Source organism: Shewanella carassii, from assembly GCF_019670705.1.
Taxonomy (GTDB): domain Bacteria; phylum Pseudomonadota; class Gammaproteobacteria; order Enterobacterales; family Shewanellaceae; genus Shewanella; species Shewanella carassii.
The window spans coordinates 2,854,896-2,869,778 of sequence record NZ_AP024618.1; the positions used below are offsets into that span (position 1 = coordinate 2,854,896).

General features: G+C 53.3%; 13 protein-coding genes. 5 read left to right on the plus strand and 8 right to left on the minus strand.

Annotated elements, in window-relative coordinates; translation table 11 throughout:
* The first annotated feature begins 41 nt into the window (after positions 1-41).
* The 5 genes from K5621_RS12965 to panP all read left to right on the plus strand — a co-directional run bounded on the left by K5621_RS12965 (position 42) and on the right by panP (position 6,336).
* Positions 42-662 (plus strand): uracil-DNA glycosylase family protein, encoded by a 621-nt coding sequence (locus K5621_RS12965; protein ID WP_221049435.1) that lies wholly within the window; start codon positions 42-44, stop codon positions 660-662.
* An 8-nt stretch (positions 663-670) separates the two neighbouring features.
* Positions 671-1,819 carry a sugar diacid recognition domain-containing protein gene (locus K5621_RS12970; protein ID WP_039033869.1) on the plus strand — a complete coding sequence of 383 codons (1,149 nt, stop codon included), beginning with the start codon at positions 671-673 and terminating at the stop codon, positions 1,817-1,819.
* Positions 1,820-1,975: 156 nt separating this feature from the next.
* Positions 1,976-3,334 carry a GntP family permease gene (locus K5621_RS12975; protein ID WP_025886739.1) on the plus strand — a complete coding sequence of 453 codons (1,359 nt, stop codon included), beginning with the start codon at positions 1,976-1,978 and terminating at the stop codon, positions 3,332-3,334.
* A 54-nt stretch (positions 3,335-3,388) separates the two neighbouring features.
* The gene (locus K5621_RS12980; protein WP_221049436.1) at positions 3,389-4,549 is read left to right on the plus strand and encodes a glycerate kinase; all 1,161 of its coding nucleotides are present in this window, start codon (positions 3,389-3,391) and stop codon (positions 4,547-4,549) included.
* A 140-nt stretch (positions 4,550-4,689) separates the two neighbouring features.
* Positions 4,690-6,336 carry a pyridoxal-dependent aspartate 1-decarboxylase PanP gene (gene panP, locus K5621_RS12985; RefSeq protein ID WP_221049437.1) on the plus strand — a complete coding sequence of 549 codons (1,647 nt, stop codon included), beginning with the start codon at positions 4,690-4,692 and terminating at the stop codon, positions 6,334-6,336.
* Positions 6,337-6,340: 4 nt separating this feature from the next.
* Here the strand turns inward: panP and K5621_RS12990 are convergent, their stop codons facing one another.
* From K5621_RS12990 to K5621_RS13025, 8 genes are all read right to left on the minus strand, one after another.
* A complete protein-coding gene (locus tag K5621_RS12990; protein ID WP_221049438.1) occupies positions 6,341-7,366 on the minus strand; it encodes a hypothetical protein in 1,026 nt (341 codons plus the stop codon).
* Positions 7,367-7,492: 126 nt separating this feature from the next.
* On the minus strand, positions 7,493-8,524 hold the full coding sequence (locus tag K5621_RS12995; RefSeq protein ID WP_221049439.1) for a hypothetical protein: 1,032 nt from the start codon (positions 8,522-8,524) through the stop codon (positions 7,493-7,495).
* 100 nt (positions 8,525-8,624) lie between these two features.
* Positions 8,625-9,746: a hypothetical protein gene (locus tag K5621_RS13000; RefSeq protein ID WP_221049440.1), complete on the minus strand. Its 1,122-nt coding sequence runs from the start codon at positions 9,744-9,746 to the stop codon at positions 8,625-8,627.
* A gap of 2 nt (positions 9,747-9,748) precedes the next feature.
* The gene (locus K5621_RS13005; protein ID WP_221049441.1) at positions 9,749-11,548 is read right to left on the minus strand and encodes a lipase family protein; all 1,800 of its coding nucleotides are present in this window, start codon (positions 11,546-11,548) and stop codon (positions 9,749-9,751) included.
* Positions 11,538-11,894, minus strand: coding sequence for a hypothetical protein (locus tag K5621_RS13010; RefSeq protein ID WP_221049442.1), 357 nt, complete (start codon positions 11,892-11,894; stop codon positions 11,538-11,540). The genes K5621_RS13005 and K5621_RS13010 overlap by 11 nt, the downstream gene beginning before the upstream one ends.
* Positions 11,895-11,904: 10 nt before the next feature.
* The gene (locus tag K5621_RS13015; RefSeq protein WP_025012114.1) at positions 11,905-12,195 is read right to left on the minus strand and encodes a PAAR domain-containing protein; all 291 of its coding nucleotides are present in this window, start codon (positions 12,193-12,195) and stop codon (positions 11,905-11,907) included.
* A gap of 1 nt (position 12,196) precedes the next feature.
* Positions 12,197-12,724 (minus strand): DUF4123 domain-containing protein, encoded by a 528-nt coding sequence (locus K5621_RS13020; RefSeq protein ID WP_039035440.1) that lies wholly within the window; start codon positions 12,722-12,724, stop codon positions 12,197-12,199.
* A 4-nt stretch (positions 12,725-12,728) separates the two neighbouring features.
* Positions 12,729-14,801, minus strand: a complete 2,073-nt coding sequence (locus tag K5621_RS13025) for a type VI secretion system Vgr family protein (RefSeq protein WP_221049443.1) — start codon at positions 14,799-14,801, stop codon at positions 12,729-12,731.
* Positions 14,802-14,883: the final 82 nt, after the last annotated feature.

A 14,883-nucleotide genomic window follows, 5' to 3' on the forward strand; every position in this document is an offset into this window, starting at 1 on the left:
CCTAAGTAGGGTCTGATATCCATCAAAAACCAGGAAATATAATGAAAACTGCCGCTCTGCCCAGTGATTTTCCGCTACTCGATGAGGTGCGAGCCTGCACCCTGTGCCGGGATAAACTGCCATTGCCGCCCAAACCTATACTGCAGGCCCACCCTGACGCCAAGATTTTAATCGCGGGGCAAGCACCCGGCAGGATAACCCATGAGCGTGGCCTGCCCTTTGACGATGCCAGCGGCGACCGGCTAAGGCAGTGGCTGGGGGTGAGCCGCGAGCAGTTTTATGACCCCAGGCGGTTTGCCGTCATTCCCATGGGATTTTGCTATCCGGGAACGGTTGAAAAACAGGGGCGCAAACAGGGAGATATGCCGCCGCGGCCAGAATGCTCAGCCACCTGGCACCCAAGGCTTTTTGCCGCCCTGCCCAATATTGAGCTGACACTGATCCTTGGCAAATACGCCATGGCCTGGCACCTCAAGGGCAGTCCGCTGGCCAAGGCGTCCGTCAGTACCGCCGTGGCAGAAGCTGACTCGCTGTGGCCGACAAAACTGGTGCTGCCTCACCCGAGTCCGCGTAATCGCCTCTGGTTTAAACAGCACCCGGAATTTGAGCAAAACCTGTTACCCAGGCTCAGGCAGAGAGTCACCGAGTTACTCGCACATTAGAGGCCTGCATGTATTTTCTCGACGCCGCGACCGCGCAGCAGATAGTGGATCGCACCATGAACATCATCGACCACAATATCAATGTGATGAACAGTCAAGGGGTGATCCTCGGCTCTGGCGACAAACAGCGACTCAACAGTGTCCATGAAGGCGCCCTTCTGGCCATAGCCCAAAACCGCACTGTGGTGATAGATGAAGGCAGTCGCCACAGCCTGCACGGCGTCAAACCCGGGATCAACCTGCCGCTGCACTACCACGGCAAGATAATCGGCGTTGTCGGCATTACCGGTAATCCGGCAGAGCTGCTGCACTATGGTGAGCTGTTGAAAATGACTGCCGAAATGATGGTCGAGCAAGCCAACTCCCTCGAGCTGGATCTCTGGCATAAACGCCAGCGGGAAGAGTTTATTCTGCAACTGCTGAAACGTGACAGTTATAGCGAAAGCGATTTTTGTGCCTGGGCCGCCCAGCTGCAGATAGATCTGCAAAAACCCAGAGTTGCCGCCGTGATAGAACTAGCCAAAGGCGAAAGCAAGGCCACTGATCTCAAGGAGATCCAGCGTTTACTCGAGTATCCGCAAAGGGACAATCTGGTGGCCATGACCGCCATGGATCAGTTGGTGATCCTCAAACCCGCCTTTCTCGATGGTCGCAGCTGGGATCCGGCGCTTGAGGATCTGCGAATCGAGAAACTGCTTGCCCGTTTGCCCGCCGACACCCAGGGCCGACTCAAAATCGCGCTGGGGCATTTCTTTCCCGGTGAAGGCGGTATTCGGCGTTCATATCAAACCGCGCTGGAAACCCTGAGATTAGGGAAAAAGCGCGCGCCGGAAAAGACCAAGTACCTCTATCAGGATCACGCGCTGGCGGTATTGTTGTCCGGGCTGGTTAATAGCTGGCGCGGTCAGGAGTTGGCTGCACCTTTTCGCAAACTGCAGCAGCATGACAAAAAGGGGCTGTTGCTGCGTACACTGAGTGCCTATCTGCAACACTTCGGTGACCAGCAACAATGTGCCAAGGCATTGTTTATTCACCGTAATACCCTGAGGTATCGTCTGGAACGTATCAGTGAGATCACCGGCATAGAGCTGCAAAGCCTGGATGGATTGCTGCAACTCTACCTGGGAGAGGTCCTCAGTCGCCTGGAACACAAATAATTGTGCATACGCACAAAAAACTAGCCACTTTCAGGGGGGAATTCCGTATTTTTCCCTAAAGCCATCACGGCGCGGCAACTGGGATAATAATCGCCAGCCCGCCTTCGCGCCGGCGCCCCAACCCCTACATAAATAACGACCCAATAAGGGACACTTATGAGCCTGGTACTAGTACTATTGGCGGTGATCATCTTTATTGTCATCGCCACCTCAACATTTAAACTACACCCCTTTTTGACGCTGCTGCTGGCGTCATTTATCGCCGCCTTCGGATTCGGCCTGCCCGCCGGGGAAATCGCCAAAACCATCAGTGGTGGTTTTGGAGGTATTCTTGGTTATATAGGGCTGGTGATAGTCCTGGGAACTATCATAGGCACAGTGCTGGAAAAGAGCGGCGCGGCCATCACCATGGCCGATGTGGTCATCAAGGTGCTCGGGCAGCGCTTCCCGACTCTGACCATGTCCATCATAGGTTATATCGTTTCCATCCCAGTGTTTTGTGACTCGGGCTTTGTGATCCTCAACAGCCTGAAACAGTCTCTGGCCAATAGAATGCAGGTTTCCAGCGTTGCCATGAGCGTTGCCCTGGCCACCGGCCTCTATGCTACCCACACCTTTGTGCCGCCCACTCCCGGCCCGATTGCCGCCGCCGGTAACCTGCAACTGGAAGCCAGCCTGGGGCTGGTGATTGCAGTAGGTATTCTGGTTTCTGCCGTTGCCGCCTTCGCCGGTTTACTCTGGGCCAACCGCTTTATGAACACTGAGCCGGATGGCGAAGGCGCCGAAGAGCTCAAGGCTTCTGCCGAAGAGTTTGAAACACTCAAGGCTGCTTATGGCAAACTGCCAAGCCCCTTGGCGGCGTTCTCACCTATTTTTGTTCCTATTTTGCTGATCTGCCTTGGCTCTATCGCCGCCTTCCCCTCCAAGCCCATGGGTGAAGGCATGCTGTTCAGCCTGTTCCATTTCCTCGGCCAACCGCTCAATGCCTTGATGATAGGCCTGGGGCTGTCACTCTTGCTGCTCAAGGGCGACAACAAGGTCAAAGAGTTTTCCGATCGTATCTCACAGGGCCTGGCTGTTGCCGCCCCCATACTGCTGATTACCGGGGCCGGCGGCGCTTTTGGCGCTGTGATCAAAGCCACGCCTATCGGTGACTTTATCGGTACTTCACTGTCGGCTCTGGGTATAGGTATCTTTATGCCCTTCCTGGTGGCAGCGGCACTGAAGTCGGCTCAAGGCTCCTCCACTGTAGCGCTGGTAGCCACTTCGGCTCTGGTGGCCCCCATGTTGGGTGATATCGGCCTTGGCAGCGAAATGGGCCGGGTGCTGACCGTCATGGCCATAGGCGCCGGAGCCATGACAGTGTCCCACGCCAACGACAGCTTTTTCTGGGTGGTTACTCAGTTTAGCCGTATGAGCGTAGCCCAGGCCTACCGGGCTCAGACTATGGCGACCCTAATTCAGGGGATCACCGCCATCATCTTCGTCTGGCTGCTTAGCCTGGTTCTGCTCTAAACTCTTCCCTTGCTGCTGCCGGTTTCACCGGCAGCCCGTTGTACAGGAAATCAGATGAAAATAGTGATAGCACCGGATTCCTTCAAGGAAAGCCTGAGCGCTCTCGAAGTGGCCAATGAAATTGAAGCGGGCTTTAAACTCAGGCTGCCGGATGCCGAGTACCTCAAAGTGCCGGTGGCCGACGGCGGCGAAGGCACAGTGCAATCTATGGTCGATGCGACCAACGGTCACCTGGTCGAGCTTGAAGTCTGTGGCCCACTCGGACAAGTTGTGAAGGCCCATTACGGTATTCTGGGTACAGAAGGCACTCATGGCGCCAAAACTGCAGTTATCGAAATGGCGGCCGCCTCCGGGCTGCATCATGTCAGCCCGGCGCTTCGTAATCCAAGGCTCACCACAAGTTACGGCACCGGCGAGCTGATTATCGATGCCATAGAGCGTGGCATTCGCCACTTCATCATCGGCCTTGGCGGCAGTGCCACCAATGATGGCGGCGCCGGTATGGCCAAGGCGCTGGGCGCCAAACTATTGGATAGTGCCGGGCTGGAGATAGGCCCAGGGGGGGCGGCACTCGCGGCCTTGGCAACACTGGACTGCAGCCAACTGCATCCGGCGCTAACTGACTGCCATTTTGAAGTGGCCTGTGATGTGGACAACCCTTTATGTGGCGAGCGCGGCGCTTCGGCGGTATTCGGGCCGCAAAAGGGAGCCACTGAGGAAATGGTCACCGAACTTGATGCCGCCCTCGGCCACTTTGCCGATATCCTGGCTCAGAGCGGCTTTGAAGATAAGCGCCTGCAAAGTGGTGCCGGCGCCGCCGGTGGCATGGGACTTGGGGTGATGGCATTTCTGGGCGCCGAGCTGCGCCCCGGTATCGACATAGTCATGCAGGCCGTCGGGCTTGATGCCAAACTCGAAGGCGCCGCATTGGTTATCACCGGCGAGGGACGCATAGATGGACAAACCATCTATGGCAAGACACCCATGGGAGTTTTGCGCCTGGCAAAGGCGCGCAATATTCCCGTGATTGGTATTGCCGGCTGTCTGGGCGTGGGTTCAGAGCTGGTGCTGGAGCAGGGAATGAGCGCCATTTTTGATATCATTCCCTCGGCCAGCGACTTGCCCAAGGCGCTGGCCGAAGCCAGAGCCAATCTGCTGCGCACCTCGAGCAATATCGCCGCTCTGCTGGCTCTGCAACTGAATAACGCCAATTGATTTTTCGCGGGTCAACCTCTGTGGCCCGCCGCTTTTTCGTTTCAGTTTCAACTTGTCTGACCGCAATCCTTGCAGTAAAGTGAGCTGCCATTTCAAGACCTGTGCAGACACAGGCAGATACAGTGTGAGACCAAAGCCCAATGACCGCCAGCAAGCAACGCCAGGCCACCGCCTCAGAAAACTCTCTGATGCGTATCTTTACCGTGCCCGAAGCACCGGAATCGACCCTGAGCCGCATAGAGCAGGCATTGTCTCAAGATCTCGCCGGTTTCCTGACCCAGAATATTGCCGCACTGGAAAAGCCCCTGAGTGAAATCGAAAAGGATTTCCAGGCCTTTGAAATCCCGCGTCAACCCAGATTTGTTTCTGACTACACAGAAGAGATGATGCAGAATTTGGTGGCGCATTCAGTACACACCGCCGCCCCCAGCTTTATCGGCCATATGACATCGGCACTGCCCTACTTCGTGTTGCCCTTGTCGAAAATGATGGTGGGCCTGAATCAGAATCTGGTCAAAATCGAAACCTCCAAGGCCTTCACTCCCTTGGAGCGGCAGGTGCTGGGGATGATGCATCACCTCATTTATGGCGAAACCACCGACTTCTATCACCAGTGGATGCACAGCGCCAATCATGCTCTGGGAGCCTTCTGCTCCGGCGGCACTGTGGCCAATATCACCGCCCTATGGATTGCCCGCAACCAACTGCTCAAGGCTGACGGCCAATTTCGCGGTATCAACCGCGAAGGCTTAGGCGCGGCGCTCTGCCACTACGGTTGGAAGGGCCTGGCGATACTGGTGTCCGAGCGCGGCCATTACTCCCTGGGCAAAGCCGCCGATCTGTTGGGCATTGGCCGGGATAACATAGTTTCAATCGCGACCGATGCCAACAATAAGGTCGATGTCGACGCCATGCGCGAGGCGGCCACCAAGCTGGCCCAACAGGGCATCCGAGTCATGGCGATAGTCGGCGTCGCCGGCACCACAGAAACCGGCAATATAGACCCTCTGCCTGAGCTGGCCGAGTTGGCAACCGAGCTCAATTGCCACTTTCATGTTGATGCCGCCTGGGGCGGAGCCAGCTTGTTATCCAGCAAATATCGCCATCTGCTCAAAGGGATAGAACTGGCCGACTCAGTGACCATAGATGCCCATAAACAGATGTATGTTCCTATGGGTGCCGGTATGGTGCTGTTCAAACAGCCTGAACTGGCGCGGGCGATAGTGCATCATGCCGAATATATTTTGCGTAAAGGTTCCAAGGATTTGGGCAGCCAGACTCTGGAAGGTTCCCGCCCCGGAATGGCCATGCTGGTGCATGCCTGCATGCAGATAATCGGCAAGGAAGGCTATGAAATACTGATCAATAATTCGCTGGAAAAGGCCCGCTTCTTTGCCGGCTTGATTGAGCAACACAGCGAATTTGAACTGGTGAGTGCGCCCGAGTTGTGCCTGCTCACCTACCGTTGGTGCCCCTCTTGGGCACAAACCGCTCTGAGCCGGCAATTGGCACAGGGCAATCTTGAAAAGGTCAAAGAGATCAATGGCATTCTTGATGACCTCACTCGTGCCATCCAGAAGAAACAACGTGAACAAGGCAAATCTTTTGTGTCCCGCACCCGGATCCAACCCGCCCGTTATCACAGAGAAACCGTGACTGTATTCCGGGTGGTGCTGGCCAACCCGCTGACCACAGACACCATACTGGCAGATGTATTAAACGAACAAACTGAGCTGGCAGCTTCTGAAACCGGGCTACTGCAGGTGCTAAAGCAAGCCTGCAACTAAACATTTATTGAGGGCGATGCTGAGCCACGCCCTGCATGCCGTTTTCCCGCACCCGCACGCCTTTGAGCAGCCCCACTATCATCTCGGTGGCATTCAAGGGCGCCATTGCAGGAAAGTCCTTGATCTCTATCTTGCCGCTGATCTCCATATGGGCGTAATGGACACTGTTGATTTTGCTGTCGATGCTGACCCAGGTGAACTCCCGCTGGGTATCCGAGTATTTGCCATCACTGATAAACAGCCGGCCTTCCCGCCCGGCCACCTTGGTCTTGCTGCTGGCGAAAAAGGCCATCATCCCGCTGTAGCGGCTCAGTTCCTCTTTCAAGGCTTTTTCCTCGCCTTTGCCATACACATTCACTAACACCTTAAACATTGAGCCTTTGTCTGCACCATTAAAAAACTCTGCCCCATAGTTTTCGTGATAATCTCCGAGTTCGTCTTTGAGTGGCTGAAGATTGGCAACTAATAAATCTCTTTGCAAACAGACGCCCGCCTGCTTATGCGGCCAGGGCTGATATTCAATCTGATCTATCGCCTGACGCATCCATTGCAGCCGCTGCTGCAATATCTCATCCACATTGGGCGCATTGCGGGCAATGAATTCATTGGCACTGCCTTCAACACTGATCCCCAACTGCTGCTCCGGAAAATCCTTGAAAAAGAAGCTGGCAAAAAAATGCTTGGCGTTTGGATCTTTGTTTAACTTTCTGCGGTCTTTATAGTACACCACCGTTTTCAAGTTCGGCTCCAGATCTTTGATAACATATTTGGTCGGATAGTGTTCGGCGTCTTTAATACGCAACTCCTCCACATAAGCCAGCCATTGCTCAAGCCTATGCTCACCGGTTATCACCCCTTTCTTTCGGTCGGTATTGTTCTGATGATAGATGTTGATAAAAAACTGCGGCTGACCATAACCCGAGGTGAGCAGTTGCATCTCTTGGGGTAACTCAAACTCAAAACGTCCCACGCAGTGCTTGGTAAACACCATACCGGCCGGTCTTGGCGGTATCTCCTCGGCGTACGTCAAAAGCGGAAAACCTGCACAAACCAGGCAGCAGGGCCACAGCTTTCGCCGCAGTGAACTTAAGGACTTCTGGCATGCTCTTATCAAAGTTTCGCTCCTATCAAGAGTTCCAACCTTTCATTCTTATAGCTAGTCCTTCACTCCGACCATGCCGTTTTCTCTAACCCGCACGCCTTTGAGCAGCCCTACTATCATCTCGGTGGCATTCAAGGGCGCCATCTGCGGAAAGTCCTTGATCTCTATCTTGCCGCTGATCTCCATATGGGCGTAACGGACACTGTTGATTTTGCTGTCGGTGCTGACCCAGGTAAACTCCCGCTGGGTATCCGAGTATTTACCATCACTGATAAACAGCCGCCCTTCCCGCCCGGCCACCTTGGTCTTGCTGCTGGCGAAAAAGGCCATCATCCCGCTGTAGCGGCTGAGCTCCTCTTTCAAGCCCTTTTCCTCGCCTTTGCCATACACGTTCACGATGATCTCAAACAGTGAATCTTTTCCGTTAAAAAACTCCGCCTGATAGTTTTCGTGATAAGAGCCTTCCTTATACGCGCTCGTTGGATAAGGCCCTGAAGGGGTAATCGGTGGCTGAAGATTGGCGATCAAGATATTTCTTTGCAAACAGACACCCGCCTGCTTATGCGGCCAGGGCTGATATTCAATCTTCTCTATCGCCTGACGCATCCATTGCAGCCGCTGCTGCAATATCTCATCCACATTTGGGGCATCTCGGGCAATGAACTCATTAGCACGGCCATCAATGCTGAGTCCCAACTGTTGCTCCGGAAAATCCTTGAAAAAGAAGCTGGCAAAGTAGTGTTTTTTATCTGGACCATATCTTCGATAATCTGTGTAAAACACTACTGTTTTCAAATCCGGCTCCAAATCTTTGATAACATACTTGGTTGGATGAAGCTCAGCATCTTTTAGGCGCAACTCCTCCACATACTCCAGCCATTGATCAAGCCTATGCTCACCGGTTATCACTCCTTGCTTTTCCGCCTTATCATCCTGATGGTAGATATCGATAGAGAACTGCGGCTGACCATAACCCGAGGTGAGCAGTTGCATCTCTTGGGGTAACTCAAACTCAAAACGGCCCACGCAGTGTTTGGTAAACACCATGCCGGCCGGCCCAGGCGGTATCTCCTCGGCGTACGTCAAAAGCGGGAAACCTGCACAAACCAGGCAGCAGGGCCACAGCTTTCGCCACAGTAAACTTAAGCATCTTCTTATCAATGGCGCCTTCCTTTCATTCCTCTCGCTAGTCCTTCACCCCGACCATACCGTTTTCCCGCACCCGCACGCTTTTGAGCAGCCCTACTATCATCTCGGTGGCATTCAAGGGCGCCATCTGCGGAAAGTCCTTGATCTCTATCTTGCCGCTGATCTCCATATGGGCATAACGGACACTGTTGATTTTGCTGTCGGTGCTGACCCAGGTGAACTCCCGCTGGGTATCCGAGTATTTACCATCACTGATAAACAGCCGTCCTTCCCGCCCGGCCACCTTGGTCTTGCTGCTGGCAAAAAAGGCCATCATACCGCTGTAGCGGCTGAGCTCCTCTTTCAAGCCCTTTTCCTCGCCTTTGCCATACACGTTCACGATGATCTCAAACAGTGAATCCTTTCCGTTAAAAAACTCCGCCTGATAGTTTTCGTGATAAGAGCCTTCCTTATACGCGCTCGTTGGATAAGGCCCTGAAGGGGTAATCGGTGGCTGAAGATTGGCGATCAAGATATTTCTTTGCAAACAGACACCCGCCTGCTTATGCGGCCAGGGCTGATATTCAATCTTCTCTATCGCCTGACGCATCCATTGCAGCCGCTGCTGCAATATCTCATCCACATTGGGGGCATTACGGGCAATGAATTTGTTAGCACGGCCATCAATGCTGAGCCCCAACTGCTGCTCCGGAAAATCCTTGAAGAAAAAGCTAGAGAAATCATGTTTAGCATTAGGATCATTCATTAAAACTCTGGAATCTTCGTTATAAACTAATGTCTTAAGTTCAGGTTCCAGGTCTCTAATCACGTACTTGGTAGGCCCATATTTCGCAGCCTTACTACGCAATTCCTCCACATACTCCAGCCATTGCTCAAGCCTATGCTCACCGGTGATCACCCCTTTCTTTTCTGCCTTATCATCCTGATGATAGATATCGATAGAGAACTGCGGTTGACCATAACCCGAGGTGAGCAGTTGCATCTCTTGGGGTAACTCAAACTCAAAACGGCCCACGCAGTGTTTGGTAAAAACCATACTCGCCGGTCCTTGCTGCATTTTTTCCGCTTGCGCCATCACAACTTCTCCCTGCCAAAAACAAACCATTACCAGACTGCCGAGCAGCCCTTGCTTGATAATCTTGCGATAACCCTCTGCCATCTCTACCCCTTGAATTTCTGGTGAATATCCGGCAGCCAAGACTGAAGCACACCGACCATCAGTTCCCTGACATCGGGGCAATTGTAAAACCCCTGGTGATCCTGGGTCGCCACCAAGCCGATAGTCTGCACCCCTTTGGGATACTTGCCCGCGCCTTCATGCACGGTACCATCACCCTTGGCCGTCTCGCTACCCAACCTGAAGCTGGCGCTTTGAGCCCTAGGCGGCATGTGGGCATGGTGATGGCCATAGCGGTTCTGCTCCATCCAGCTCTTTAACTTGCGTTCATGCTCGGCCAGCTCACTGCGGCTCAGCAGCTTGACTTCGCCCTTGACCGAGAGCCAGTCATGGTTTTCATCGCCTATGACTTGCCAGCGCTCCACCGCCGCCGTCTCCAGCCCCGGGGTCAAGCTGTTCTGCAATTGCCACTCACAGGTGTCAAACGCCTTGGTGTCCGGGTTATTGCTGTAGAGCAGTGTGGTCGTTGCGTGAAAGTTAGCCGCCAGTTGGTCATGAAATTTCTCACAATCAGTGATACGTTTTGTAAATGCTTTCTTATGTTCTATTAACTGCTCATCCGTTGATGTGCCCAGCTCAGGTGCCAACAAGGGAGGCTGCACCAGGCTATACCAGGTATCGAAACGGCGGTAGAAATCATAAATGCCACTGCCATAGCCTATCTGCAACAGTTCTCGTTTGACGGCTTGTTTCGCCGGGTCCTTATTGACAAACAGCCACTCCCCCTTATTGGCCGCATCCACATAGAGCTTATTGGGCATCAGCTCCAGCCCGCCCTGACAAAAGCCCAGTATTGCCGTGGTATCGGCGGCGTTCTTGCCCAGCACCATTTTGACGACCTGCCCCACAGCACCGTGGCCGACGGCGCCGCAGCGAAACTGAAAATAGGTGGAGGGGCTGCCGTGAGTTGGCATAGCGCCATGGATAACCGCTTCGACTTGAGATTCCAAGCCGCTTAGGATAAAGCCGGCGCGGGAGGCGTATCCGCCCATGGAGTGACTGATGACCACAAACTTAATATCGTCCCTGGTCAGCCCCAGGTTATCGCCTTCTTTATCTTCTTCGAGTAACTGTGTCCTGAATTCCTCAAGTTTATCCTTGAGTCGCTTCCCGGCGTATTCATTGCTGCGCATCCAATTATAGCCCACGGCAAATACCGGGAATTGCAGCCCGGGATACAGGCGTTTAAATAACGGCTCCTTCGACTCAAGATATCGAAGCAGCGGGCCATAGCTGTCCCACAACACCTCGCCCCAACCCCGACGCTTTTTGAGTTCCATCTGCGACTTGGGTACTGAGGTATAGACCCTGAAATAGTCTTCGGTGCCTGGGTCTTCCACCAATAAATGATCATCCCGATCGATTATCGGATCCCCTTTCTTTTTAGTTTTACCATTAACCAACAAGGCCTTACGCTGCACCGGGCCGGCAAAAATCAAATCTTTGATCCGATGCCAGGCGGCGGCTTTGGTTCGGTACTTACGGCCGGTTTCCGCTATTCCGCGTCCCTTTTCCTTTATCCCTATCCACTTTCGATTAAACCATTTACCTATCCCCTCAAAGAAACCATCATCATCGTCCGCCTGCGCCGCAGCAAGCTCGGCTTCACGTTCGGCCTTCAGCTCCATGGCGGTACTGCTGGGACCACTGAACTTTCCCCCGGCAGCAGGATCCCATACTGAGTCGCCACTCTTTTTATTCATCAATCGGGTGCCCATAATGCCGGGGACGAACACCAGCGCCACAATACCCTTGCGGCATTTACAATCGGCGTTACAACTCATAACCAGACTCCTTAACGGTCGCTTGCCGCTCTTTGGCCCACTGCAACAAGATAGCCGCTCGTCCTGAAGGCAAGCCGGTCTTGGTGACTATGGTACTCACTTTCGGGTCATCGAGTGACACTTGTGCCAAAAACAAGGCCTCGGCCACCAAGCGCAGATGGCCCAGCTCGGTGAATCCATATTGATAAGCCTGACTCACTTGCTGCTCGAGCCAGTCATAGCATGCCTGCTCATCTGTTGGTGGACTTTCCAGTGATAACAGGTGACGTGCGAGGGCATGGATCTGGTTTCGCCTTTGCCAGTTTGGCATCGCATCCATGATTTCCTGACTCAATTCCCAGCTCATTCGCTTCTCCTTAAGACACTGTCAAGGCAGCATCTCCCTGAATGACTTTGCCGCCATGGGCCGTGGACGCACCCTGCAATACCACGGCAATGCCATTGACCGTCAAACTCGGATGTCCCTGAACCAGGGTATCTGGCCCGCCAACCTGGCAGTCACACTTGTGCCCGGTTAAGGCCACAGGAATACCGTTGACCGTCAGAGCACTTTCTCCCTGGTTTATCGGTCCACCAACATGAGGGGTATTGCCGCTGAACATAGGGCAAATATGTTGATGTCCTTTCAAAGCAACCGGAGTCCCCATATTAATCCTCCTTAATCGATATCGCCTGGCAGCCGTATCCGTCCGGCTCCCTTTGCCAATTCAGCCAATGGCTATTGAAATGAAAGGGGTTAAGCGATGCATAGAGCACTGACCCCAAAGGCTCCAGAAATGCATCCCTTCTGGCCTGCGTTTCTTCGGTTAAATAGTGATGTAAGACCCTGGGGTCGTAGAAACGAAAACGAGTAGTTTCACCATCAGGCTTGACGGCATACAACCTTTGCCCCAGTGCTTCTTTCAGTGACTGCAGGGCTAGCTCACTCTTGCACCACAGCGCGCTGTGACCATGGGTGTCTTTCTCCAGCATCAGTTGTATCAGCTCATCCTGTCCCGCAAGATGGAGTAACCAGGGGCCGTTATCCACCAATGCCTGATCCCTGTAATCAAATAGGCTATGACACTCGGCTCCGGCCCCTTTGGCAAACCACAAGGGCTCGGGGCATAGCGCTGCATCCAAGACCAAGTAGTTGGGCCCAAACGCCTTGAGGCTATTTTCTTTCACCATAGTCATACTGTTATTCTCCGCAATCGGGACAAAGATCGACTATCGGGTTGCCCTCTTCTGCGGCACTCTTCAACGTCGCCAATTGAGGCTTGGCTCCGGTTGTTACAGCCACTGGCCCCTTGAGCTTGATATTGGGAGCTTCGAGAGTGATCCCGCCGGAATCTATGAGTATCTTGCCTCCTGGCCCCTGAATAGTGACTTTCTCCGAGCCATTGAGGGTGAGCGACTTGGTGTGCACCAGTACGCTTTCACCGGCTTCCAATAACACCTTTCCCTCAACCTTCTGGGTGTAATGGCCGCCCACTTCCAAATCGTGATTGGCTCTGGAGTACTCGTGACGACGATCCATGACTTCGAGGCGATAATGACGCTTGATCAGGGTTTGCCTGTCTCTGGTCACTTCCAGCTTTTGATCCTGACCAATCAATGCCTGCTGATCTCGACCTATTTCCAGAAACTCATCCTGCCCCACGTTCAGGCGCTGATCCCGTCCTATGTGCTTTTCTCTATCGTTACCCACCTGATAGTGCTGGTCGTGGTTGATTTCCAGCTTATGATCTTTCTGGGCATGCAAATAGATGAGCTGATTTTCGGCGGCATCCTCAAAACTCAACTCATTGAATCCCGGCCCCTTGTGGGTTTGGGTCTTGAGCACGGTTTTGGTTTTGTTGGTCGGCAATACATAGGGCACAGGATTGGCAGCATGGTATGTGCGACCGGTAATGATAGGTTGGTCCGGATCGCCTTCAAGAAAAGAGACTATGACCTCATGACCAATGCGTGGAACCGCCATAAAACCGTACTGACCACCGGCCCACCCCTGGCTGACACGAACCCAACAGCTGCTGTGCTCATCGGCCCGGCCATATCTGTCCCAGGGAAACTGCACCTTGACCCGACCAAATTCATCACAAAAGATCTCTTCATTATCCGGCCCCACGACAATAGCCATGTGTGGCCCTGTCACCAAGGGTTTGGTGGCCGGAAGCGGTAACCAGGGAAGGTGCCCTTCAATTGCCAATAACTGGTTTTGATACTGAGTCGGGGTGCTACTGTTCCCCTCCTCTGCCGCTGCGCCCTGTATTCCGCTGTGTTTTACCCCCACAAGCAACCAATCACGGTTAAACGCCGCATCTGGATGTTCGCCCAAGTTGAACTTGATACCGGCACCGGCATCAACAATATCGGACATTGCCGATGCCATTTGGGTTTCATTCCGTAACGCCTGCAATCTGGCGCGCGTGAAAAGCTCTCCCTGGGCGTCATCCTTGTAACGCCCAGGATAATCATAGTGCTCATAAAGCACTTCAGATCCCGCTTGCTGGAAGTCGAGCTGATTGGCAATATCATCCTGTAAAAAGCTATAAGCAGGCTTTTTGAAGCTGTAATCCTTGAGTTCAGCCTTGGCACTCGCCAGTTGCTTGGCGTAACTGAAGCTGCGGACAAAAGGCACTTCGCTGTCACCGCCGCTCAAGGTGTTATAGGGGAATAGTTGTTTGGCCGCTGGCAGCTTGCTGGTGGCATCACAGAAAATCAGCGTATGTTTGTCGTCACTGAATTCGAAATACCAAAACACCCCGGCCTCAGCCGCAAGACGGGTGATAAAGTCAAAGTCCGACTCCCGATACTGAACACAGTATTCGCGCTTTTCCGACTCGTAGCGTGCATCCCAACTGAAGGCATAATCACTGATACCCATTTCATCAAGCAGGGTGCTGAAAATCTGTTTGAGGGACTTTTCCTGAAAGATACGGCTGTTTTGCCGCAGCCGCAGCCGCGCCATGGCAGGTTCCATGGTCAGCTTGTATTGGGTCTGTTTATGGCCCGAGTCTTCCTTGGCAAAACGACTGACTATGCCGTGAAAACTCCTGACTCGAACACCGTCCTGCCAAATACTCAAGACGCCATTCTTATCGACTATCTGCTCGGCAGTAATATCATCCCTGCGGCTCAGTAATATCAACTCTCCCTTGAAGGGCGAGGACAACTGCTCATCAAAATCAAACGACAGCAGGTTGAAACTATCGTCCGCCTCCGCTTCTGCCTTGAAATGAAACCGCAAACCACTGCCAAGATAAAACATAGCCGGTATCCTTGTTCGAGTTCGTCCTGACTCTAATCCGATAGAATCACTCTTTTAATGTCATCGAAAACCTATTTGCAAA

Coding starts and splice junctions, on each gene's coding strand:
- K5621_RS12965 (WP_221049435.1), top strand. CDS start 42: ATGAAAACTGCCGCTCTGCCCAGTGATTTTCCGCTACTCGATGAGGTG.
- K5621_RS12970 (WP_039033869.1), top strand. CDS start 671: ATGTATTTTCTCGACGCCGCGACCGCGCAGCAGATAGTGGATCGCACC.
- K5621_RS12975 (WP_025886739.1), top strand. CDS start 1,976: ATGAGCCTGGTACTAGTACTATTGGCGGTGATCATCTTTATTGTCATC.
- K5621_RS12980 (WP_221049436.1), top strand. CDS start 3,389: ATGAAAATAGTGATAGCACCGGATTCCTTCAAGGAAAGCCTGAGCGCT.
- panP (WP_221049437.1), top strand. CDS start 4,690: ATGACCGCCAGCAAGCAACGCCAGGCCACCGCCTCAGAAAACTCTCTG.
- K5621_RS13000 (WP_221049440.1), bottom strand. CDS start 9,746: ATGGCAGAGGGTTATCGCAAGATTATCAAGCAAGGGCTGCTCGGCAGT.
- K5621_RS13005 (WP_221049441.1), bottom strand. CDS start 11,548: ATGAGTTGTAACGCCGATTGTAAATGCCGCAAGGGTATTGTGGCGCTG.
- K5621_RS13010 (WP_221049442.1), bottom strand. CDS start 11,894: ATGAGCTGGGAATTGAGTCAGGAAATCATGGATGCGATGCCAAACTGG.
- K5621_RS13015 (WP_025012114.1), bottom strand. CDS start 12,195: ATGGGGACTCCGGTTGCTTTGAAAGGACATCAACATATTTGCCCTATG.
- K5621_RS13020 (WP_039035440.1), bottom strand. CDS start 12,724: ATGACTATGGTGAAAGAAAATAGCCTCAAGGCGTTTGGGCCCAACTAC.
- K5621_RS13025 (WP_221049443.1), bottom strand. CDS start 14,801: ATGTTTTATCTTGGCAGTGGTTTGCGGTTTCATTTCAAGGCAGAAGCG.